23 protein-coding genes are annotated in these 22170 nt (G+C 70.6%); 19 read left to right on the top strand and 4 right to left on the bottom strand.

What is annotated here, in order from left to right:
• Nucleotides 1-20: 20 nt before the first annotated feature.
• Complete coding sequence (locus ABZ898_RS25985; RefSeq protein WP_361663543.1) at nucleotides 21-1985, top strand: AMP-binding protein; 1965 nt, start codon at nucleotides 21-23, stop codon at nucleotides 1983-1985.
• 244 nt (nucleotides 1986-2229) lie between these two features.
• Here ABZ898_RS25985 and ABZ898_RS25980 read toward each other — a convergent pair whose 3' ends face one another.
• Nucleotides 2230-2433 carry a cold-shock protein gene (locus ABZ898_RS25980; protein ID WP_030813734.1) on the bottom strand — a complete coding sequence of 68 codons (204 nt, stop codon included), beginning with the start codon at nucleotides 2431-2433 and terminating at the stop codon, nucleotides 2230-2232.
• A 285-nt stretch (nucleotides 2434-2718) separates the two neighbouring features.
• Between ABZ898_RS25980 and ABZ898_RS25975 the strand changes: the two genes are divergently transcribed.
• The 6 genes from ABZ898_RS25975 (at nucleotide 2719) to ABZ898_RS25950 (ending at nucleotide 7386) form a co-directional block, all read left to right on the top strand.
• Complete coding sequence (locus tag ABZ898_RS25975) at nucleotides 2719-3567, top strand: menaquinone biosynthesis protein (protein WP_361663540.1); 849 nt, start codon at nucleotides 2719-2721, stop codon at nucleotides 3565-3567.
• 56 nt (nucleotides 3568-3623) lie between these two features.
• On the top strand, nucleotides 3624-3794 hold the full coding sequence (locus tag ABZ898_RS25970; RefSeq protein ID WP_361663537.1) for a hypothetical protein: 171 nt from the start codon (nucleotides 3624-3626) through the stop codon (nucleotides 3792-3794).
• Nucleotides 3791-4546: an A24 family peptidase gene (locus tag ABZ898_RS25965; protein ID WP_361663534.1), complete on the top strand. Its 756-nt coding sequence runs from the start codon at nucleotides 3791-3793 to the stop codon at nucleotides 4544-4546. Before ABZ898_RS25970 ends, ABZ898_RS25965 begins: the two co-directional genes overlap by 4 nt.
• A gap of 116 nt (nucleotides 4547-4662) precedes the next feature.
• Nucleotides 4663-5877: a cyclic dehypoxanthinyl futalosine synthase gene (mqnC, locus tag ABZ898_RS25960; RefSeq protein WP_361663531.1), complete on the top strand. Its 1215-nt coding sequence runs from the start codon at nucleotides 4663-4665 to the stop codon at nucleotides 5875-5877.
• 7 nt (nucleotides 5878-5884) lie between these two features.
• Nucleotides 5885-6484: a hypothetical protein gene (locus ABZ898_RS25955; RefSeq protein ID WP_361663529.1), complete on the top strand. Its 600-nt coding sequence runs from the start codon at nucleotides 5885-5887 to the stop codon at nucleotides 6482-6484.
• A gap of 206 nt (nucleotides 6485-6690) precedes the next feature.
• Complete coding sequence (locus ABZ898_RS25950; protein ID WP_361663526.1) at nucleotides 6691-7386, top strand: demethylmenaquinone methyltransferase; 696 nt, start codon at nucleotides 6691-6693, stop codon at nucleotides 7384-7386.
• Between the two features lie 5 nt (nucleotides 7387-7391).
• Here ABZ898_RS25950 and ABZ898_RS25945 read toward each other — a convergent pair whose 3' ends face one another.
• Both ABZ898_RS25945 and ABZ898_RS25940 read right to left on the bottom strand, forming a co-directional pair.
• Nucleotides 7392-7727, bottom strand: coding sequence for a PASTA domain-containing protein (locus ABZ898_RS25945; protein WP_361663524.1), 336 nt, complete (start codon nucleotides 7725-7727; stop codon nucleotides 7392-7394).
• Between the two features lie 92 nt (nucleotides 7728-7819).
• Entirely contained in the window at nucleotides 7820-8326 is a 507-nt protein-coding gene (locus ABZ898_RS25940; RefSeq protein ID WP_361663522.1) for a GNAT family N-acetyltransferase, read from the bottom strand.
• 47 nt (nucleotides 8327-8373) lie between these two features.
• Here ABZ898_RS25940 and ABZ898_RS25935 point away from each other — a divergent pair, with 47 nt between their 5' ends.
• Nucleotides 8374-9708: a geranylgeranyl reductase family protein gene (locus ABZ898_RS25935; protein ID WP_361663519.1), complete on the top strand. Its 1335-nt coding sequence runs from the start codon at nucleotides 8374-8376 to the stop codon at nucleotides 9706-9708.
• A 76-nt stretch (nucleotides 9709-9784) separates the two neighbouring features.
• Here the strand turns inward: ABZ898_RS25935 and ABZ898_RS25930 are convergent, their stop codons facing one another.
• Nucleotides 9785-10594 (bottom strand): C40 family peptidase, encoded by an 810-nt coding sequence (locus ABZ898_RS25930; RefSeq protein WP_361663516.1) that lies wholly within the window; start codon nucleotides 10592-10594, stop codon nucleotides 9785-9787.
• A gap of 764 nt (nucleotides 10595-11358) precedes the next feature.
• Between ABZ898_RS25930 and ABZ898_RS25925 the strand changes: the two genes are divergently transcribed.
• Genes ABZ898_RS25925 through nuoK form a run of 11 tightly spaced genes read left to right on the top strand, consistent with a single transcriptional unit; the run spans nucleotide 11359 to nucleotide 22156 of the window.
• Nucleotides 11359-11718 (top strand): NADH-quinone oxidoreductase subunit A, encoded by a 360-nt coding sequence (locus ABZ898_RS25925; RefSeq protein ID WP_030813697.1) that lies wholly within the window; start codon nucleotides 11359-11361, stop codon nucleotides 11716-11718.
• A 14-nt stretch (nucleotides 11719-11732) separates the two neighbouring features.
• Complete coding sequence (locus ABZ898_RS25920) at nucleotides 11733-12287, top strand: NADH-quinone oxidoreductase subunit B family protein (protein ID WP_361663513.1); 555 nt, start codon at nucleotides 11733-11735, stop codon at nucleotides 12285-12287.
• Nucleotides 12284-13027, top strand: a complete 744-nt coding sequence (locus ABZ898_RS25915; protein ID WP_361663510.1) for an NADH-quinone oxidoreductase subunit C — start codon at nucleotides 12284-12286, stop codon at nucleotides 13025-13027. The genes ABZ898_RS25920 and ABZ898_RS25915 overlap by 4 nt, the downstream gene beginning before the upstream one ends.
• Nucleotides 13024-14346 carry an NADH-quinone oxidoreductase subunit D gene (locus tag ABZ898_RS25910; protein ID WP_361663507.1) on the top strand — a complete coding sequence of 441 codons (1323 nt, stop codon included), beginning with the start codon at nucleotides 13024-13026 and terminating at the stop codon, nucleotides 14344-14346. The genes ABZ898_RS25915 and ABZ898_RS25910 overlap by 4 nt, the downstream gene beginning before the upstream one ends.
• Complete coding sequence (gene nuoE, locus ABZ898_RS25905) at nucleotides 14343-15203, top strand: NADH-quinone oxidoreductase subunit NuoE (protein ID WP_361663504.1); 861 nt, start codon at nucleotides 14343-14345, stop codon at nucleotides 15201-15203. The genes ABZ898_RS25910 and nuoE overlap by 4 nt, the downstream gene beginning before the upstream one ends.
• The gene (nuoF, locus tag ABZ898_RS25900) at nucleotides 15200-16552 is read left to right on the top strand and encodes an NADH-quinone oxidoreductase subunit NuoF (protein ID WP_361663500.1); all 1353 of its coding nucleotides are present in this window, start codon (nucleotides 15200-15202) and stop codon (nucleotides 16550-16552) included. Before nuoE ends, nuoF begins: the two co-directional genes overlap by 4 nt.
• Entirely contained in the window at nucleotides 16549-19053 is a 2505-nt protein-coding gene (locus ABZ898_RS25895) for an NADH-quinone oxidoreductase subunit G (protein WP_361663497.1), read from the top strand. Before nuoF ends, ABZ898_RS25895 begins: the two co-directional genes overlap by 4 nt.
• The gene (gene nuoH / locus ABZ898_RS25890; RefSeq protein WP_361663494.1) at nucleotides 19050-20411 is read left to right on the top strand and encodes an NADH-quinone oxidoreductase subunit NuoH; all 1362 of its coding nucleotides are present in this window, start codon (nucleotides 19050-19052) and stop codon (nucleotides 20409-20411) included. Before ABZ898_RS25895 ends, nuoH begins: the two co-directional genes overlap by 4 nt.
• Nucleotides 20404-21006 carry an NADH-quinone oxidoreductase subunit NuoI gene (nuoI, locus tag ABZ898_RS25885; RefSeq protein WP_030813678.1) on the top strand — a complete coding sequence of 201 codons (603 nt, stop codon included), beginning with the start codon at nucleotides 20404-20406 and terminating at the stop codon, nucleotides 21004-21006. Before nuoH ends, nuoI begins: the two co-directional genes overlap by 8 nt.
• Nucleotides 21003-21860: an NADH-quinone oxidoreductase subunit J gene (locus tag ABZ898_RS25880; protein WP_361663491.1), complete on the top strand. Its 858-nt coding sequence runs from the start codon at nucleotides 21003-21005 to the stop codon at nucleotides 21858-21860. Before nuoI ends, ABZ898_RS25880 begins: the two co-directional genes overlap by 4 nt.
• Nucleotides 21857-22156: an NADH-quinone oxidoreductase subunit NuoK gene (gene nuoK, locus ABZ898_RS25875; RefSeq protein ID WP_030742982.1), complete on the top strand. Its 300-nt coding sequence runs from the start codon at nucleotides 21857-21859 to the stop codon at nucleotides 22154-22156. The genes ABZ898_RS25880 and nuoK overlap by 4 nt, the downstream gene beginning before the upstream one ends.
• The last annotated feature ends 14 nt before the right edge of the window (nucleotides 22157-22170 follow it).

Genomic DNA, 22170 nt, shown 5'->3' with positions numbered 1-22170 from the left:
GCACGTCCCAGGAGCCGCCCGTGACCGCCCTGTACCCCAACGCCCCCGTCTCGCCCGCCCCGCACGTCTCGGCCCTCGACTACGACGGCCGGCCGGTGCTGGTGGAACCCGAGATCCGGCGCCTGGACGGGGCCGTGCGGGAGGTGGCGGTGCCTCCGCTCGCGCCCTCGGTGACGCACGGTTCGCTCGCCGACCTGCCCTTCGAGAACGCCGAGGCGGCGCCCGGCGCGGTCGTGCTCAGCCGGAAGAACGCCGACGGCGCGTGGGAGGACGTGACGGCCGAGCGGTTCGCCGCCGAGGTGCTGGCGGTGGCGCGCGGGCTGGTCTCGGAGGGGCTGATGCCCGGCGAGCGGATCGCGGTCATGGCCCGCACCCGCTACGAGTGGACCCTGCTGGACTTCGCCGCCTGGGCGGCCGGTCTGGTCACCGTGCCGGTCTACCCGACCTCCTCCGTCTACCAGACCCGCTGGATACTCCAGGACTCCGGCGCCGTCGCCCTGATCACCGAGACCACCGCCCAGGGCGCCGCCATCGCCCCGGAGCTGGACCAGCTCCCCGGGCTGCGGCACGTCTGGGTCATCGACGAGGGGCACGTGGAGCTGCTCGCCGAGGCGGGCGCGGGCACGCCGGACGGCGAGGTCGCCGTACGCCGGGGCATGCTGGGGCCCGACACCCTCGCCACCCTGATCTACACCTCGGGCACCACCGGCCGCCCCAAGGGCTGCGCCCTGACGCACGGCAACTTCTTCGCCGAGGTCGACAACGCCATCGAACTCCTGCACCCGGTGTTCAAGGTGACGACCGGTGACGAGGCGTCGGTGCTGCTGTTCCTGCCGATGTCGCACGTCTTCGGCCGCATGGTCGCCATCGCCTGCGTCCGGGCTCGCGTACGCCTCGGGCACGCCCCCAGCCTCAAGCCCGAGCATCTCCTGCCGGACCTGGCCGCGTTCCGCCCGACCTGCCTGCTGACCATCCCGTACATGCTGGAGAAGGTGTACAACACCGCCCGCGCGAAGGCCGAGGAGACCGGCAAGGCCGCCGCCTTCGACCGGGCCGCCGCGACCGCCGTGCGCTACGGCGAGGCGCTGGAGGCCCGCCAGACCGGCACCGGCGGCGGGCCGGGCGCGGCCCTGAAGGCGAGCCGCTCCTTCTACGACCCGCTCGCCTACCGCAAGCTGCGCGCCGCCATGGGCGGCCGGGTCCGGTACGCCATCTGCGGCGGCTCCCCCCTCGGCCGCCGGCTGGCCGCCTTCTACGCCGGTGCGGGCATCGAGATCTTCGAGGGGTACGGCCTCACGGAGTCCACCGGGGCGACCACGGTCACCCCGCCGCTCAAGCCCCGCCTGGGCACCGTCGGCTGGCCGCTGCCAGGCACCCGCGTCCGCATCGCGGCCGACGGCGAGATCCTGCTCGCCGGTGACCATGTGCTGCGCGGCTACTGGGACCAGCAGGCGGGCGGTGTCGTCCCCGCGACCCGCGACGGCTGGCTCGCCACCGGCGACCTGGGCGAGCTGGACGACGACGGCTACCTGACCATCACCGGCCGCAAGAAGGAGCTGCTGATCACGGCGGGCGGCAAGTCGGTGGCGCCGGCGCCGCTGGAGAACTGGCTGCGCCAGCACCCGCTGATCTCCCACTGCCTCCTCGTCGGCGACGGCCGCCCGTACATCGCCGCGCTGATCACCCTGGACCGGGACGGCCTGCACCACTGGCGCCAGATGAACGGCAAGCACCCGGTCCCGGCCGAACTGCTCACCGGTGACCCGGACTTGAACGCGGTCCTGCGGGACGCGGTGGAGCAGGCCAACCAGCTCGTCTCCCGCCCCGAGTCCATCCGCCGGTTCGCCGTCCTGCCGGGCGACTTCAGCGAGCACACCGGCCATCTGACCCCGTCCATGAAGCTCCGCCGGGCGCGCATCCTGCGGGACTTCGCGGACGAGGTGGAGGGCCTGTACGAGGGGTCGGGACAGATCACCGGCCCCTGAGACCGGCGCACCGGCGTCATGCGGGACTTCGTGGATACGGCCGGGGTTCCGGGGACTTCCCGCGGGTGTTCCCCGGAGAACCGAGGTACCGGAATGCCCGCGGCTCCGACGGTCAATGGGCGGCTCGCGGGAGAGGGAATTCGCCGGGAATTCATGAAGGGGTCACGGCAAAGGCAGGAGCCCCGTCGCCGGAAGGCGTGGGGCTCCTTGGGTACTGCACTCAGGTTCTGCGATCAGGCAGTGATCAGACGGGGGTGACGTTCTCCGCCTGCGGACCCTTCGGGCCCTGCGTCACGTCGAAGTTCACCTGCTGGTTCTCCTCGAGGGAGCGGAAGCCGGTGGCGTTGATCGCGGAGTAGTGAACGAAGACGTCGGGGCCGCCGCCCTCCTGGGCGATGAAGCCAAAGCCCTTTTCGGCGTTGAACCACTTAACGGTTCCGGTAGCCATAAGCCCTCCTTGGGCTCAAAAGGGTTGCCCTGCTCCAGAACCTGCAAGTGCGGACGGTGCTGCACGACTGCATTCATCTGAAAACGACGAGAGCCCGCGGTCACATGCTCCGCAGGCTCTGTACTGCAAGGGAAACCAAACTGCAACTTGCGGCGAGCCTAGCACGCGGCCCCCGGAAAGCAATAGAGGTCAAGATCACGTCACCCGAATGTTTGAACCGCCTCTCGGGCGCCCCGGTCACGGCCCGGTCCGGGCTTCGTATCGCAAGGGGTCTAGTCTCGCTATGTGGACAATTCTCGCACCCGGCCGCGCGTCGGCCACATCCAGTTCCTCAACTGCCTGCCCCTCTACTGGGGGCTCGCGAGAACCGGCACGCTCCTGGACTTCGAGCTGACCAAGGACACCCCGGAGAAGCTCAGCGAGCAGCTCGTGCGCGGTGATCTCGACATCGGTCCGATCACTCTCGTGGAATTCCTGCGCAATGCCGGTGACCTGGTCGCCTTCCCGGACATCGCCGTGGGCTGCGACGGCCCCGTGATGTCCTGCGTGATCGTCTCGCAGGTGCCGCTGGACCGGCTCGACGGCGCGCGTGTCGCCCTCGGTTCGACCTCGCGCACCTCGGTCCGCCTGGCCCAGCTCCTGCTGGCCGAGCGGTACGGCGTGCGGCCCGAGTACTACACCTGCCCGCCCGACCTGAGCCTGATGATGCAGGAGGCGGACGCCGCCGTCCTCATCGGCGACGCGGCCCTGCGCGCCAACCTGGTCGACGCGCCGCGCTACGGCCTTCAGGTGCACGACCTGGGTGAGCTGTGGAAGGAGTGGACGGGCCTGCCGTTCGTCTTCGCCGTGTGGGCCGCCCGGCGCGATTACGCCGAACGCGAGCCGGAGATCACCCGCAAGGTGCACGAGGCGTTCCTCGCCTCCCGCAACGTGTCCCTGGAGGAGGTCGGCAAGGTCGCCGAGCAGGCCGCCCGCTGGGAGGCGTTCGACGAGGCGACCCTGGAGCAGTACTTCACCACCCTGGACTTCTCCTTCGGGCCCCCGCAGCTGAAGGCGGTCGCGGAGTTCGCCCGCCGCGTCGGCCCGACGACGGGCTTCCCGGCCGACGTGAAGGTGGAACTGCTCGGGGCGTAATCACTACCCTGCGAGGGCGCGGCTTTTACGGGGGAGCCCGCGGGGGAGGGGTCGCCATGCAGCCGCTCGGAGCGGACGAACCGGCCGCGGTCGGACCGTACCGGCTGCTGGGCCGGCTCGGCTCCGGCGGCATGGGCCGGGTCGCCGGCTACGAGCTGCCCCGCGCTCTCGGCAGCGCGGCCGAGGACACCCCCGAGGCCCGCCTGTCGAGGGTGGCACCCCGATGACTGAGCTGACTGAGCTGCCTGAGCTGACTGAGCTGCCTGACCTGCTCCCCGTGGCGATCGCCGCGCTGTGGGGCGCGCTGACCGGAGCCCTGCTCCCCAGGGCCGCGTACCGCTTCACCACCCCCCAGGGCACCCCGTGGCGCACGGCCTGCGAGACGGCGGACCACCCCCTGACCGGCTGGCTGGGCCCGACCCCGTGCCCCCGGTGCCCGCACACGAAGGCGGCCACCCTCCCCCTCCTGACGGCCGCGATCTGCGCCCTCCTGGCCCTGGCGACGGGGCCCCGCCCGGAACTGGCGGCCTGGCTGGCCCTGACCCCCGTGGCAGTCCTCCTGGCAGCGGTGGACGTACGGGTGCACCGCCTCCCGGACCCCCTGACCCTCCCGCTCACCCCTGCCGTTCTTGCCCTCCTGGCCCTAGCGGCGTGGCTCCCCGAACACACCGGGACCTGGCGCACGGCCCTCTACGGCGCCCTGGCCCTCGGCGCCGGCTACCTCGCCCTGCACCTCCTGAACCCCTCCGGCATGGGCTTCGGTGACGTCAAACTGGCCCCGGCCCTGGGCGCGGCCCTCGGCTGGTACGGCTGGCCGACCCTGATGCTCGGCACCTTCGCCGCGTTCGCCACGGGGGCGCTGTACGGCGTCTGGCTCCTCCTCACCCGCAGGGCCACCCGCAGATCGGCCATCCCCTTCGGCCCGTTCCTCCTGACGGGGACCCTGCTCGGGGTGCTGGCGGGCGCGTACGCCTCCTGAGACGAGGCGGGCCACCCCCTCCTCCGGAGCCCCCACACGGCCTGAAGTCGGGTGATCCGTGCCGCTGGCGTAGGCTGGCGACGTCCGTCCACAACCCTTGACGAAAGGGACGCCCGGTGACCGAGAAGGCCGAACTCGCTTCTTTGGATGTCGCAGCCGTGCTGGACCGAGCCGCAGCGGGCGGACGCATCACGCCCGAGGAAGCGCTCGTCCTCTACCGCGACGCCCCCCTGCACGCGCTCGGCGCCGCCGCCGACGCGGTGCGCCGCCGCAAGTACGCGGGTATCGAGCACATCGCGACGTACATCATCGAGCGGAACATCAACTACACGAACGTGTGCGTCACGGCGTGCAAGTTCTGTGCCTTCTACGCGGCCCCGAAGGACACCAAGAAGGGCTGGACCCGCGACCTCGACGACATCCTGCGCCGCTGCGCGGAGACGGTCGAACTGGGCGGCACCCAGATCATGTTCCAGGGCGGCCACCACCCGGACTACGGCGTCGAGTACTACGAGTCGCACTTCAAGGCGATCAAGGACGCGTTCCCCCAGCTGGTCATCCACTCCCTCGGCGCGTCCGAGGTCGAGCACATGGCCCGCATCTCCAAGGTCTCGGTCGAGGAGGCCATCACCCGCATCCACCGGGCGGGCCTGGACTCCTTCGCGGGCGCCGGCGCCGAACTCCTCCCGGAGCGCCCCCGCAAGGCGATCGCGCCCCTCAAGGAGAGCGGCGAGCGCTGGCTGGAGATCATGGAGACGGCGCACAACCTGGGCGTGGAATCCACGTCGACCATGCTGATGGGCACGGGCGAGACCAACGCCGAGCGCATCGAGCACCTGCGCATGATCCGGGACGTGCAGGACCGTACGGGCGGCTTCCGGGCCTTCATCCCGTACACCTACCAGCCCGAGAACAACCACTTGAAGGGCCGCACGCAGGCGACGCTCTTCGAGTACCTGCGCATGATCGCCATCGCGCGCCTCTTCCTGGACAACGTCCAGCACATCCAGGGCTCTTGGCTGACCACGGGCAAGGAAGTGGGCCAGCTCTCGCTGCACTACGGCGCGGACGACCTGGGTTCGATCATGCTGGAGGAGAACGTGGTCTCCTCGGCCGGCGCCAAGCACCGCAGCAACCGCCTGGAGATCATCGACCTGATCCGCAAGGCGGGCCGTACCCCTGCGCAGCGCGCGACGACCTACGAGCACCTCGTGGTGCACGACGACCCGGCGAACGACCCGGTCGACGACCGCGTGGTCTCGCACATCTCCTCGACGGCGATCGAGGGCGGCACGGCCCACCCCGAGCTGAAGCTGATCGCCTCCAACTAGGCGCAAGGTGCTGACACTTCACGTCGCCGAGAACTCCCCCGAGACGGCGGTCCTGGTCGACGGGGCGACCGTGGCGGCCGTAGGCCCGTACGAGAGGCTGACGGCCGCCGTCCCGCAGGCCAGGGTCCGCCGCTGGCCGGGCATCCTCCTGCCGGGCCTGCTGAACCCGTACGCCCCGGAACTCCTGGAGGAGACCTACCACCCGGACCCGAGGGAGGCGGACGCGCTGGGCACGGAGCCGATCACGGGAGAGCGCGCACAGGCGCTCTTCCGCGAGGACTCGTCCCGCCTGGGCGCGAGCGCCCGCAGGGGCGTGCAGCGCATGCTGGCCCACGGCACGGTGGCGGTCGCAGGTGACCTGCGCACCCGCACGGTGGCGGACGTGATCCGCAGAGCGGCCCTGGCGGTGGGCCAACGCCCACCCCGCCTCCCGGGCCCTCCGTCCCTCTCCCCCCGCCCCCTGATCCTCCTGCCGCCACTGACACGGGGCGGCGCGGCCCGCTTCGCGGTGTTCGACGTGGAAACCCGCGAGGACCTGGTGAACCGAGGCGCAAGCACTTGCGTGGCGACGGTGATGGCGGGCCGCCTCGTCTACCGAGGCTGCTGAGCAACGGAAACGGCCGGCCGGCGACGGCGAGGAGGGGACGTGTCGGGGGGTGTCCGCCCGCAGCGGCCGGCGATCAGGCAAGTTGTGCTCCACCGGAGAAACCCAAGTCGCCGGACCGAGGACGGACACCCCCCGGCGCGGCCCCGCCCCCACGACGCACCGCACCCGTACCGACCCGAATCCAACCGGCCTGCAACAATGACAGCGTGACCCGCGCCTCCCTGAACAAGCAGCCGCACGAAGTCGCCGAGATGTTCGACGACGTGGCGGAACGGTACGACCTCACGAACGACGTGCTGTCGCTGGGCCAGGACCGCCGCTGGCGCAAGGAGGTGGCGAAGGCGGTGGACGCCCGCCCCGCGCAGAAGGTCCTGGACCTCGCGGCGGGCACGGCGACGTCCTCGCTCCCCTTCGCCCGCACGGGCGCCTACGTGGTCCCCTGCGACTTCTCCCTGGGCATGCTCCAGGTGGGCAAGAAGAAGTACCCCTGGCTCCCGATCACGGCGGGAGACGCGACGAGGCTGCCGTTCAGGGACGACACCTTCGACGCGGTGACGATCTCCTTCGGCCTGCGCAACGTCCAGGACACCGACGCGGCGCTCCGCGAGCTGTACCGGGTGACCAAGCCCGGCGGCCGCGTGCTGATCTGCGAGTTCTCGCACCCCACGTGGACCCCGTTCCGCACGGTGTACACGGAGTACCTGATGCGCGCACTGCCCCCCGTGGCCCGCTCGGTGTCGTCGAACCCGGACGCGTACGTGTACCTGGCGGAGTCGATCAGGGCGTGGCCCGACCAGCCCGCGCTGGCGGAGAAGCTGCAGAAGGCCGGCTGGTCCAGGGTGGCCTGGCGCAACCTGACCGGCGGCGTGGTGGCCCTGCACCGGGGCTTCAAGCAGCTCTGACCCGCTCAGCGCCCGATCATCTCGAACGCGTCACCGGGCTCGCCCAGTTCGCGCTGGAGCCCGCCGGAGGGCGGGGCCGGGAGCCGCGGCTCCCGCACGCCCCCGCCCCCTTCGCCCTCGCCGAAGTCGAACCACACGTAGACGACGGAGTCCGGCGGGACTTCGGCCCCGGGCGCCGGGAACTGCCGTACGACGTAGTCGACGACGACACCGGCGAACTCGGGCCGGTCGGGTGTGTTGAGGAACAGCCCCCGGGACCGGGCGGCCGCGCGGGCGTCCACGGCCATGAGCCCGACGAACCGGGGCACCCGCACTTCGGGCGTTTTGGGTGGTATGCGCACTGATGTCACCCCCAGTGGTACTGGCAGGGTAACTCCGGGGGAGCGCACCCGGAAGCGGCATCTGTCTTTCTGTGACAATCGACTACACGGAGTCACAACTCCAGTGAGTAGCAGTGCCCTTCCCGCTCGGAGGAGGGCGTGGTGAACCGCTCGGAGAGCCGCATCCCCAGCCGCCGCGTGACCGCGATGGACCGCTCGTTGTCGGCGTCGACCATGGCGACGACCCGGCGTACCCCGGCGGCACGCACCCGCTCCAGACAGGCGGAGGCGGCGGCGGAGGCGTATCCCAGCCCCCAGTGCGGCCGCCCGAGCCGCCAGCCGATCTCGATCTCCCCTGCGGGCCCCCACGCGTGGGGCCACGGCTGAGCCCCGGTGAACCCCACCACGTCCCCGGAGGAGTCGAGCACGGACCACAGGCAGAACCCCAGCTCGGCGTCGTGCCGCCGCTGCCGCGCGGTGAGTTCCTCGTACACGGACAGCTCGGCCGCGCGCCCCCCGTGGAACCGCATGACCTCGGGATCGGCGAAGACCCGGTGCCAGACGAAGGCGTCCTCGTCGGTGGGCACACGCAGCCGTACTACGGGGTGAGTTCGGTTCACGGAGCAGCCCTTCAGCCGGTTGATCAATTCTGCTGAATAGACTGCCCATGTCCAGTGCCCGACGGCACGAAGATTCACGACCTTGGGGAGAACCCGCCGTGACTGAGCCCCTCTCCGACAACACCGCAGACGTGATCGTCGTGGGCGCGGGGCCTGCCGGCTCCACCACCGCCTACCACCTCGCCAAGGCCGGACTCGACGTCCTGCTGCTGGAGAAGACCGAGTTCCCGCGCGAGAAGGTGTGCGGTGACGGCCTCACCCCGCGTGCGGTCAAGCAGCTCGTGGCCATGGGCATCGACATCTCCGAGGAGGCGGGCTGGCTGCGCAACAAGGGCCTGCGCATCATCGGCGGCGGCTCCCGGCTGCAGCTCGACTGGCCCGATCTCGCCTCGTACCCGAACTTCGGTCTGGTGCGGAAGCGCGACGACTTCGACGAGCAGCTGGCGAGGCAGGCGCAGAAGGCGGGCGCCCGCCTCTTCGAGCTGTGCAACGTCAGCGGGCCGATCATCGACGACCGCACGGGCCGCATCACGGGCGTGACGGCGAAGCTGGGCGACGACAAGCGCCCGGTGACCTTCCACGCACCCCTCGTGGTCGCGGCGGACGGCAACTCCACGCGGCTCTCCCTGGCGATGGGCCTGCACCGCCGCGAGGACCGTCCGATGGGCGTCGCGGTCCGTACGTACTTCGAGTCGCCCCGTCACGAGGACGACTACCTGGAGTCCTGGCTCGAGCTGTGGGACCGCCGGGGCGCCCAGGACCGGCTGCTGCCCGGCTACGGCTGGATCTTCGGCATGGGGGACGGCACGTCCAACGTGGGCCTCGGCGTGCTCAACACCTCCGAGTCCTTCAAGGAGCTGGACTGGCGCGAGGTCCTCAAGGCGTGGTGCGCGTCCATGCCGGAGGAGTGGGGCTACACCCCGGAGCACATGACGGGCCCGATCCGGGGCGCCGCCCTGCCGATGGCCTTCAACCGCCAGCCGCACTACACCAAGGGCCTGCTGCTGGTCGGTGATGCCGGCGGCATGGTGAACCCGTTCAACGGCGAGGGCATCGCCTACGCCATGGAGTCCGGCCAGCTCGCCGCGGACGTCATCGTGCAGGCCCACGCCCGCCCGACCCCGGCGGCGCGCGAGATCGCCCTCCAGCGCTACCCGCGCGTCCTGAAGGACACCTACGGCGGCTACTACACGCTGGGCCGCGCCTTCGTGAAGCTGATCGGCAACCCGAAGGTCATGCAGATCGGCGCCCAGCGCGGCCTGACGCACCCCCTGCTGATGAAGTTCGTCCTCAAGCTGCTCGCCAACCTCACCGACCCCACGGGCGGCGACGCGATGGACCGCGTGATCAACGGCCTCACCAGGGTGGCCCCGAAGGCCTGAGTGCCCTGAGGACACGCGAAAGGCCGCTGCCCCCCGAGGGCAGCGGCCTTTTCGTGTTGCTGAGCCTGTGGTGAGGTCAGAGGACCCGGACCGCGCCGGTGGGCGGGTCGTAGGAGAGAGGCTTCTCGGCGACGCCCGTGGCGGAGTTCTGCGCGCCGACGAACATGCCGTCGCCGACGTAGACGCCCACGTGGTACGCGCTGCCCGCGCTGCCCCAGTAGAGGATGTCGCCGGGCTGGAGGTTGTCCAGGGAGACCTGGGTGCCGGCCGTGGACTGGTCCTGGGAGACGCGCGGCAGGCTGATGCCGACCTGCTTGAACGCCGTCTGGACCAGACCCGAGCAGTCGTACGCGGAGGGGCCGGTGGCGCCGGAGACGTACGCCTTGCCGACCTGGGACTTCACGAACGACACGATGGACGCGGCCGAACCGGTCGCGCTGGACGAGCCGGTGACGGTCGAGCTGCCCGCGGAGGCGGACAGGACGGTGCGCTCGGCGTTGCGGGTGGCACGGGCGGCGGCCTCCTTGCGGGCCTCCTCCTGCGCCTTCTTCTTGGCCTCGGCCTTCTGCTGGGCCTCGGCGAGGTCCGCCTTGGCCTGCTTCGCGGCGTCGGCGGCGGCCGCGTCACGCTCGGCCTGCAGCTCGTAGTTCGCGGCCGCCTGCTGGGTGGCGTCCGCGGACTGGGCGACCTGGTCGGCCACGTCGGCGGTGAGGGTGGGGAGTTCGAGCGTCTGCGTCACGGGCTGGGCCTCGGCCGCGTTCGCGTAGCCCGCTCCGGCGACCGCCAGGGTGCTGAGGACGCCGCCGGCGACACCCGAGCGCACGGCGATGGACGACGCGCTGCGGCGGGGCTTCCGGTGGCTGCGTATGTGAGCGGTGTGGGACATGGGAACAACCGGTACCAGGGGCTCCTTCATATCTTCAACAAACGTGTGCTGCGCCACAATTGTTCAATCCGATCCCCGAAACTTGTTCGCGACACTCTTTATTGACGCCGTAACGGACATAGTGGACGGGGCCCATTGGGCCGTTGATCACGGTCTTTGATCATTACGTCCGAATTGCCCCGCGCCTACCATCGGTTGGGGTGGATGGCCAAGCCCGGTTCCGGAACGGCCGCCACCGGTGTGGCGGAGGTCACGGAACGGTCACCGGAGCGGACGCGTCCGCGTCCGGCGCACGCGCGTCCGGAGTTCGTGAACGCGCGCACGTGCCCGGAGCGCGTCCACACCGCGCCCCGGATCTCCCCCCGAGGTGTGAACGCCATCCTCTAGCAGGCATATGCGTCCAGCACCAATTTGCATGCGCCGGAACCCTCTTGATATTGAGGCATCCCCTTCGCACCCCCTCTGGCCTGCGCCGACGAGCGGGATTGTCACTTCTGGTGATCAACTGAACGCTTCGCGTACGAAGATCACTCATCCTCCGCCTTCATGATCCTTCGTCAGGTGGTGGAGATCACAAAGCTTGTGCAATACCCCGTGTCGCAGATCACAGAGCGTCGGGCATAAGATGCGGAGCAGTTGGGCTTGTGACCTGCTTCACATGTTCTCGATCTTCGCCGGGACAGGTGGGGTCAGTGGGACGGAAGAGGCAGATGTGAGCCCCTGAACCGCCACCAGTCAATGCCGACTGAAGGGAGCGAGGAGCGGTGAACGCGTACGCGCCCATCCTCGTACTGGGAGCCCTCGGGGCAGGCTTTGCGATCTTCTCCGTGGTCATGGCCGCGCTGATCGGTCCGAAGCGCTACAACCGCGCCAAGCTCGAAGCCTACGAATGCGGCATCGAGCCGACCCCCACGCCGGCCGGCGGCGGGCGCTTCCCCATCAAGTACTACCTGACGGCGATGCTCTTCATCGTCTTCGACATCGAGATCGTCTTCCTCTACCCCTGGGCCGTCACCTTCGACGCCCTCGGGGTCTTCGGGCTCGTGGAGATGCTGCTCTTCGTGCTCACCGTCTTCGTCGCGTACGCGTACGTATGGCGGCGCGGCGGCCTGGAATGGGACTGAGGGGCCTTTAAGTCATGGGACTCGAAGAAAAGCTGCCGAGCGGCTTTCTGCTGACCACCGTCGAGCAGGCCGCGGGCTGGGTGCGCAAGGCGTCCGTCTTCCCGGCCACCTTCGGACTCGCCTGCTGCGCCATCGAGATGATGACCACCGGCGCCGGACGCTACGACCTCGCCCGCTTCGGCATGGAGGTCTTCCGCGGCTCACCGCGCCAGGCCGACCTGATGATCGTCGCGGGCCGGGTCAGCCAGAAGATGGCGCCCGTGCTGCGGCAGGTCTACGACCAGATGCCCAACCCGAAGTGGGTCATCTCCATGGGCGTCTGCGCCTCCTCGGGCGGCATGTTCAACAACTACGCGATCGTCCAGGGCGTCGACCACATCGTCCCGGTCGACATCTACCTCCCCGGCTGCCCGCCCCGCCCCGAGATGCTGCTGGACGCGATCCTCAAGCTCCACCAGAAGATCCAGGGCGAGAAGCTCGGCGTCAACGCCGAGGAGGCCGCCCGCGAGGCGGAGGAGGCCGCGCTCAAGGCCCTGCCCACGATCGAGATGAAGGGGCTGCTGCGGTGAGCGACGACAAGGGCACCAACGGCGTCAACCCCGAGAAGGACCTCTCGGCCTCCAACCTCCCCGGCCAGCGCGGCCAGGGCGGCGAGGAGATCCGGGTCCAGCGCGGCATGTTCGGCGCGAACAACGGCGGCGACACCTCCGGCTACGGCGGCCTGGTCCGCTCGATCCGGCTCCCCGGCGCGGCGGGCCGCCCCTACGGCGGCTGGTTCGACGAGGTCGCCGACGAGCTGGAGGGCGCGCTGGAGGAGCAGGGCCTGCTCCCGGAGAACGCCGTCGAGAAGACGGTCGTCGACCGCGGCGAGCTGACCTTCCACATCGAGCGCGAGCACCTGGTCCGCGTCGCCCGCACCCTGCGCGACGACCCCGCGCTCCGCTTCGAGCTGTGCACCGGCGTCAGCGGGGTGCACTACCCGAGCGACAAGGGCCGCGAGCTGCACGCCGTCTACCACCTGCGCTCGATCACCCACAACCGGCTGATCCGGCTGGAGGTCAGCGCCCCCGACGCCGACCCGCGCATCCCGTCCCTGGTCGCGGTCTACCCGACCAACGACTGGCACGAGCGCGAGACGTACGACTTCTTCGGCATCGTCTTCGACGGCCACCCGGCCCTCACCCGGATCATGATGCCGGACGACTGGCAGGGCCACCCGCAGCGCAAGGACTACCCCCTCGGCGGCATCGCCGTCGAGTACAAGGGCGCCCAGATCCCGGCTCCGGACCAGCGGAGGTCCTACTCGTGAGCACTTCCCACGCGTCAGCGCGCGAGACCACCGAGGGAACCGTCTACACGGTCACCGGTGGCGACTGGGACGAGGTCGTCCAGTCCGCGGCCAAGGCGGACGACGAGCGCATCGTCGTCAACATGGGGCCGCAGCACCCGTCCACCCACGGCGTGCTCCGGCTCATCCTGGAGATCGAGGGCGAGACGGTCACCGAGGCCCGCTGCGGCATCGGCTACCTGCACACCGGCATCGAGAAGAACCTCGAGTACCGCACGTGGACGCAGGGCACCACCTTCGTCACGCGCATGGACTACCTGACGTCCTTCTTCAACGAGACCGCCTACTGCCTCGCCGTCGAGAAGCTCCTCGGCATCGAGGACCAGATCACCGAGCGGACCGACATCATCCGGGTGCTCCTGATGGAGCTGAACCGGATGTCGTCGCACCTGGTGTGCATCGCCACCGGCGGCATGGAGCTGGGCTCCACGACGATCATGATCTACGGCTTCCGCGACCGGGAGATGATCCTCGACATCTACGAGCTGATCACCGGCCTGAGGATGAACCACGCGTACATCCGCCCCGGCGGCCTCGCGCAGGACCTCCCGCCCGGCGCGGTCGACCAGATCCGCGAGTTCGTCAAGAAGATGCGGAAGAACCTCCCGGAGTACGACAAGCTCGCCACCGGGAACCCCATCTTCAAGGCCCGTATGCAGGACGTGGGCCACCTCGACCTGGCCGGCTGCATGGCGCTCGGCGCCACCGGCCCGATCCTGCGCTCCACGGGCCTGCCGCACGACCTGCGCAAGACGCAGCCGTACTGCGGCTACGAGACCTACGACTTCGACGTGCCGACCGCCGACACCTGCGACTCCTACGGCCGCTTCCTGATCCGGCTGGAGGAGATGCGCCAGTCGCTCAGGATCATCGAGCAGTGCCTGGACCGGCTCCAGCCGGGCCCGGTCATGGTCGCCGACAAGAAGATCGCCTGGCCCGCGCAGCTCGCGCTCGGCCCGGACGGGCTCGGCAACTCCCTGGACCACATCAAGAAGATCATGGGCACCTCCATGGAGGCCCTGATCCACCACTTCAAGCTGGTCACCGAGGGCTTCCGGGTCCCGCCCGGCCAGGCGTACGCGGCCGTCGAGTCGCCCAAGGGCGAACTCGGCGTGCACGCCGTCTCCGACGGCGGCACCCGCCCCTACCGGGTCCACTTCCGCGACCCGTCCTTCACCAATCTCCAGGCCATGGCGGCGATGTGCGAGGGCGGCCAGGTCGCCGACGTCATCGTGGCCGTGGCGTCCATCGACCCCGTGATGGGAGGCGTCGACCGGTGACCACCTCTTCTTCCGAGCGGGGCGTCGGCCTGGGCATGCCGGAACTGCCCCCGCCCGCCTACCCGGACGACGTCCGGGCCCGGCTGGAGGCGGACGCGCGCGAGGTGATCGCGCGCTACCCCGACTCCCGCTCCGCCCTGCTGCCGCTGCTGCACCTCGTGCAGTCCGAGGACGGCCACGTCACCCGCACCGGCATGAAGTTCTGCGCCGACGTGCTGGAGCTGACCACCGCCGAGGTCACCGCCGTCGCCACCTTCTACTCGATGTACCGGCGCCGCCCCTCCGGCGACTACCAGGTGGGCGTCTGCACCAACACCCTGTGCGCGGTCATGGGCGGCGACGCCATCTTCGAGACCCTCCAGGAGCACCTGGGCGTCGGCAACGGCGAGACCACCGGTGACGGCAAGGTCACCCTGGAGCACATCGAGTGCAACGCGGCCTGCGACTACGCGCCGGTCGTGATGGTCAACTGGGAGTTCTTCGACAACCAGACCCCGGCCAGCGCCACCCGCCTCGTCGACGACCTGCGCGCCGACCGGCCGGTGGAGCCCACGCGCGGCGCCCGGCTGTGCACCTTCAAGGAGACCGCCCGCATCCTGGCCGGCTTCCCCGACGAGCGCCCCGGCGCCGTCGAGGAGGGCGGCAGCGCGGGCCCCGCCTCCCTGGTCGGCCTGCGCCTGGCCCGGGGCGAGGCGCACCCGGCCCGCGTGGTGCACCCGCGCGACGCCGCGCCGCCCGAGGAGAGCGCGGTGCACGAGCCGTCGCCCGCCGAACGCCTCAGCTCGCACGACCCCGTCGAGACCTCGGCCTCCGACCCCTCCCACCCGTCCGGTCCGACCGCAGAGGAGGGGGAGTGATGACCGTGGTGACCGACGTCAAGGACGACACCAGCCCCGAGAAGCTGCTCGCCCCCGTGCTCTCGGCCTTCTGGGACGAGGACCGCGCCTGGTCCCTGGACGTCTACCGCCGCCACGACGGCTACGAGGGCCTGCGCAAGGCCCTCGCGATGTCCCCGGACGACCTCATCGCCTACGTCAAGGAATCCGGACTGCGCGGCCGCGGCGGCGCCGGCTTCCCGACCGGCATGAAGTGGCAGTTCATCCCGCAGGGCGACGGCAAGCCGCACTACCTCGTCGTCAACGCAGACGAGTCCGAGCCCGGCACCTGCAAGGACATCCCGCTCCTCTACGCCAACCCGCACAGCCTCATCGAGGGCATCGTGATCGCCTGCTGGGCGATCCGCTCCTCGCACGCCTTCATCTACCTGCGCGGCGAGGTCGTCCCCGTCCTGCGCCGGCTGCACGAGGCGGTGCGCGAGGCCTACGAGGCGGGCTTCCTCGGCGAGAACGTCCTCGGCAGCGGCATGGACCTCGAACTCACCGTGCACGCGGGCGCGGGCGCGTACATCTGCGGCGAGGAGACCGCGCTGCTCGACTCGCTCGAAGGGCGCCGCGGCCAGCCGCGGCTGCGCCCGCCCTTCCCGGCCGTCGAGGGCCTGTACGCCTGCCCCACCGTGGTGAACAACGTCGAGTCCATCGCGTCGGTTCCCGCGATCCTGCACCAGGGCAAGGACTGGTTCCGCTCGATGGGCAGCGAGAAGTCGCCCGGCTTCACGCTGTATTCGCTCAGCGGGCACGTGGCGAGCCCCGGCCAGTACGAGGCCCCGCTCGGCATCACCCTGCGCCAGCTCCTCGACATGAGCGGCGGCATGCGCCCCGGCCACCGGCTGAAGTTCTGGACGCCGGGCGGCTCGTCGACGCCGATGTTCACCGACGAGCACCTCGACGTCCCCCTCGACTACGAGGGTGTCGGCGCCGCCGGTTCCATGCTCGGCACCAAGGCGCTCCAGTGCTTCGACGAGACCACCTGCGTGGTGCGGGCGGTCACCCGCTGGACCGAGTTCTACGCCCACGAGTCCTGCGGCAAGTGCACGCCCTGCCGCGAAGGGACGTACTGGCTGGTGCAGTTGCTGCGGGACATCGAGGCGGGCAAGGGCTCGATGAACGACCTCGACAAGCTCAACGACATCGCCGACAACATCAACGGCAAGTCCTTCTGCGCCCTGGGCGACGGCGCGGCCTCGCCGATCTTCTCCTCGCTGAAGTACTTCCGCGCGGAGTACGAGCAGCACATCACGGGCCGGGGCTGCCCCTTCGACCCGGCCAAGTCGACGGCCTGGGCGGACCGCCCGGAGGTGAACGCATGACCGTGACCACGAATGCCCCCTCAGGCGGGGGGCAGGCGGCGGTCCCGCCGGAGGACCTCGTCTCGCTGACGATCGACGGCATCGAACTCAGCGTGCCCAAGGGCACCCTGGTCATCCGGGCCGCCGAACAGCTCGGCATCGAGATCCCGCGCTTCTGCGACCACCCCCTGCTGGACCCGGCCGGTGCCTGCCGCCAGTGCATCGTGGAGGTGGAGGGCCAGCGCAAGCCGATGGCGTCCTGCACCATCACCTGCACCGACGGCATGGTGGTGCGCACCCAGCTCACCTCGCCGGTCGCCGAGAAGGCCCAGCACGGGGTGATGGAGCTGCTGCTCATCAACCACCCGCTGGACTGCCCGGTCTGCGACAAGGGCGGCGAGTGCCCGCTGCAGAACCAGGCCATGTCGCACGGCAGCGCCGACTCCCGCTTCGAGGGGCGCAAGCGCACCTACGCCAAGCCGGTCCCGATCTCCACCCAGGTGCTGCTGGACCGCGAGCGGTGCGTGCTGTGCGCCCGCTGCACCCGGTTCTCCAACCAGGTCGCGGGCGACCCGATGATCGAGCTGATCGAGCGCGGCGCGCTCCAGCAGGTCGGCACCGGCGAGGGCGACCCGTTCGAGTCGTACTTCTCCGGCAACACCATCCAGATCTGCCCGGTCGGCGCGCTCACCTCGGCCGCCTACCGGTTCCGCTCCCGGCCCTTCGACCTGATCTCCTCGCCGTCGGTGTGCGAGCACTGCTCGGGCGGCTGCGCCACCCGCACCGACCACCGGCGCGGCAAGGTCATGCGGCGGCTCGCCGCCGAGGACCCCGAGGTCAACGAGGACTGGATCTGCGACAAGGGCCGCTTCGCGTTCCGTTACGCGCAAGCGCGCGACCGGCTGGACACCCCGCTGGTCCGCAACGCCGAGGGCGTGCTCGAACCCGCCTCCTGGCCGGAGGCGCTGGAGGCGGCCGCGCGCGGCCTGGGCGCCGCCCGCTCCCGCGCCGGGGTGCTCACCGGAGGCCGGCTGACCGTCGAGGACGCCTACGCGTACAGCAAGTTCGCGCGGGTGGCGCTCGACACCAACGACATCGACTTCCGCGCCCGCGTGCACAGCGGCGAGGAGGCCGACTTCCTGGCCGCCCGGGTGGCCGGCCGGGGCCGTGACCTCGACGGCACCGGGGTCACGTACACCGCGCTGGAGCAGGCGCCCGCCGTGCTGCTGGTCGGGTTCGAGGCCGAGGAGGAGGCGCCCGGCGTCTTCCTGCGGCTGCGCAAGGCCTGGCGCAAGCACGGCCAGAAGGTCTACGCGCTGGCCACGCACGCCACCCGCGGCCTGACGAAGGCGGGCGGCACGCTGCTGCCGGCCGCGCCCGGCACCGAGCCCGAGTGGCTGGACGCGCTGGCCGGCGGGACCGGTCTGGAGGCGGCCGGTACCGAGGCGGCCGGGGCGCTGCGCGCCGAGGGCGCCGTGATCGTGGTCGGCGAGCGGCTCGCGGGTGTCGCGGGCGGCCTGACGGCCGCCGCGCGCGCGGCGGCCGCGACCGGCGCCCGGCTGGTGTGGATTCCCCGGCGGGCGGGGGAGCGCGGCGCCGTCGAGGCGGGCGCGCTGCCCTCGCTCCTGCCGGGCGGCCGCCCGGCCACCGACCCGCGCGCGCGGGAGGAGGTCGCCGCCGCCTGGGGGCTGGCCGAACTCCCCGCCCGCTACGGCCGCGACACCCAGCAGATCGTGGAGGCCGCCGCCACCGGCGAGCTGTCCGCGCTCGTGGTGGCCGGGGTCGAGGTCGCCGACCTCCCCGACCCGGCACGCGCGCGTGAGGCGCTCGACAGCGTCGGCTTCCTGGTCTCGCTGGAGCTGCGGCCCGGCGAGGTCACCGAGCGTGCCGACGTGGTGCTCCCGGTGGCCGCGGTGGCCGAGAAGACCGGCACCTTCCTCAACTGGGAGGGCCGGGTGCGTTTCTTCGAGGCCGCGCTCAAGCCCGACCAGATGACCCGCCGCCTCGCCCCGGCCGACGCCCGCGTCCTGCAGATGCTGGCCGACGCCATGGACGTCCACCTGGGCCTGCCGGACCTGCGCACCGCGCGTGCGGAGATCGACCGGCTCGGCGCGTGGACCGGGGCGAGCGCCGCCGATCCGGTGCACGGCGGGGCCGCGCCGCCCCGCCCGGCCGCCGGGGAGGCCGTGCTCGCCGGGCACCGGCTGCTGCTCGACCTCGGCGTCCTCCAGCAGGGCGACGAGGCGCTGGCCGGCACCCGGCACGCCGCGCACGCGCGCGTGTCCGCGGCGACGGCCGCCGAGGCGGGCGTCGAGGAGGGCGGCGTGCTCGCCGTCACCGGTCCCGCCGGGACGACCGGATTCCCGCTGGAGATCACCGAGATGCCCGACCGGGTGGTCTGGCTCCCGCTGGACTCGGCGGGCCGGGGCGTCGCCTCCGACACCGGGGCCCGGCCCGGCTCCCTCGTCCGTATCGGCCCGGCGGTCCCCGCCGCCGAGGCCCCCAAGGAGGTTCGAGGATGAGCCCGTTCCTCGCCGCTGAAGACCTCTCGCTGTTCGGCCGCGACCCGTGGTGGCTGGTCGTCGTCAAGGCGGTGTTCTGCTTCGCGTTCCTGATGCTGACGGTGCTGCTCTCCATCGTCTGGGAGCGCAAGGTCGTCGCCTGGATGCAGTTGCGCATCGGCCCCAACCGGCACGGCCCCTGGGGCATGCTCCAGTCGCTGGCCGACGGCGTGAAGCTGATGCTCAAGGAGGACGTCGTCGTCAAACGCGCGGACAAGGTGGTCTACGTCCTCGCGCCGATCGTCGCGGTCATCCCGGCCTGCATGGCGATCGCGGTGATCCCCTTCGGACCCGCCGGCAACGAGATCTCGATCTTCGGCCACCGCACCACGATGCAGCTCACCGATCTGCCGATCGCGATGCTGTACATCCTGGCGGTCGCCTCGATCGGCATCTACGGCATCGTCCTGGCGGGCTGGAGCTCCGGCTCGACCTACCCGCTGCTGGGCGGACTGCGCAGCTGCGCGCAGATGATCTCCTACGAGATCGCCATGGGCGCCGCGTTCGCGTCGGTGTTCCTCTACTCGGGGTCGATGTCGACCTCCACGATCGTGGAACAGCAGCAGGACCGCTGGTACATCCTGCTGCTGCCGGTCTCCTTCATCCTCTACGTGATCACGATGGTGGGCGAGACCAACCGCGCCCCCTTCGACATGCCGGAGTCCGAGGGCGACCTGGTCGGCGGTTTCAACACCGAGTACTCCTCGATCAAGTTCGCGCTGTTCATGCTCGCCGAGTACATGAACATGGTGACGGTGTCCGCGGTGACGGCCACCCTCTTCCTGGGCGGCTGGCGGGCTCCCTGGCCCATCAGCACCTTCTGGGAGGGCGCCAACCACGGCTGGTGGCCGATGCTGTGGTTCGTCATCAAGGTGCAGCTGCTGCTGTTCTTCTTCATCTGGCTGCGCGGCACCCTGCCCCGCGTCCGCTACGACCAGCTGATGAAGCTCGGCTGGAAGGTCCTCATCCCGGTCTCGGTCGTCTGGCTGATGCTGGTGGCGACCGTGCGGGTGCTGCGCAACGAGAACTACGACTTCGCCGACATCGCGCTGTACGTCGGCGGCGGTGTGCTCGCCCTGCTGCTGATCTCCTTCATCGCCGACATGTTCCGCGAGAAGGCCAAGGCCGAGGAGGCGGCGGCCCCGCAGCCCGGATTCGATCCGCTGGCGGGCGGCTTCCCCGTACCGCCGCTGCCCGGACAGCAGTTGCCCGCGGTGCCCAGGCGCCGTCCGCGCCAGGAGCGGGAGCTGATTGTCAGTGGTGGAGCGGACACTGTCAGTGACGGAACTTCGGATGGAAAGGAGGCGTCCGATGGCTGAGGAGCCCAAGGAGACCGCACCCGGTTTCCAGAATCCCGTGGCCGGCTTCGCCGTGACCTTCAAGGCCATGTTCAAGAAGCGGCTGACCGAGCAGTACCCGGAGCAGAAGAAGACCACCGCTCCCCGCTTCCACGGACGGCACCAGCTCAACCGCCATCCGGACGGCCTGGAGAAGTGCGTCGGCTGCGAGCTGTGCGCCTGGGCCTGCCCCGCCGACGCCATCTACGTCGAGGGCGCCGACAACACCGACGAGGAGCGCTACTCCCCGGGCGAGCGGTACGGCCGCGTCTACCAGATCAACTACGCCCGCTGCATCCTGTGCGGGCTGTGCATCGAGGCGTGCCCGACCCGCGCGCTGACGATGACCAACGAGTTCGAGCTGGCCGACTCCAGCCGGGCCAACCTCATCTACACCAAGGAGCAGTTGCTCGCCGGTCTGGACGAGGGCATGGTCGACTCCCCGCACTCGATCTTCCCCGGCACCGACGAACAGGACTACTACCGGGGCCTGGTGACCGAGGCCGCCCCCGGCACGGTCCGCCAAGTCGCCACCTCCAAGGGCGAGAAGCCCGAGGACGAGGGGGTGGAGGCATGAGCACACAGCTCGCCGCCGCGGCCACTCTCTCCGCGGGCACCTCCACCGGTGAGGCGGTCCAGTTCTGGATTCTCGGCAGCGTCGCGGTGATCGGCGCCCTGTGCACCGTCCTGATGCGGCGCGCGGTGCACAGCGCGCTCTGTCTCGCCGGGACCATGATCATCCTGGCGGTGTTCTACCTCGCCAACGGCGCCTATTTCCTGGGGGTCGTGCAGATCGTCGTCTACACCGGCGCGATCATGATGCTCTTCCTCTTCGTGGTGATGCTCGTCGGTGTGACCGCGGCGGACTCGCTGAAGGAGACCATCAGGGGCCAGCGCTGGCTGGCCCTGCTCTGCGGGCTCGGCTTCGGCGTCCTGCTGCTGGGCGGCATCGCCAACGCCTCGCTCACCCGGTTCAACGGCACCGGCCAGGCGAACGCGGGCGGCAACGTGGAGGGTCTGGCGACCCTCATCTTCACCAAGTACGTCTTCGCCTTCGAGCTTACCGGCGCCCTGCTGATCACCGCCGCCGTCGGCGCGATGGTGCTCACCCACCGCGAGCGCACCGAGCGGGCCAGGACCCAGCGCGAGCTGGCGGCCGAGCGGGTCCGCGAGGGCAAGCACGTACCGCCGCTGCCCGCCCCCGGTGTCTACGCCCGGCACAACGCGGTGGACATCGCGGGCCTGCTGCCCGACGGCACCCCCGCCGAGCTGAGCGTCAGCCGGACGCTGCGCGAACGCGGTCAGATCCGGGACGTCTCCGCCCAGGCCCTGGTCGACCTCAAGGCGCTGGAACAGCGCGCCGAGGAACGCCTGGAGCGCACGGAGCACGAACCGGCGAACTTCAAGCGGACGGAGGACGCGGCCCAGTGAACCCCGTCAACTACCTCTATCTCGCGGCCCTGTTGTTCACCATCGGCGCCACCGGCGTGCTGATCCGGCGGAACGCGATCGTGGTGTTCATGTGCGTGGAGCTGATGCTCAACGCCTGCAACCTCGCCTTCGTCACCTTCTCCCGGATGCACGGCAACCTCGACGGCCAGATCATCGCCTTCTTCACGATGGTCGTCGCCGCCGCGGAGGTCGTGGTGGGCCTGGCGATCATCGTGTCGCTGTTCCGCACCCGCCACTCGGCCTCGGTCGACGACGCCAGCCTGATGAAGCTGTAAGGGGTCGGAAGAAT

The organism is Streptomyces sp. NPDC046860 (assembly GCF_040645115.1).
GTDB lineage: Bacteria > Actinomycetota > Actinomycetes > Streptomycetales > Streptomycetaceae > Streptomyces.
Note: the sequence above shows the minus strand (reverse complement) of the source record. Positions and strands in the feature narration are given on the sequence as shown.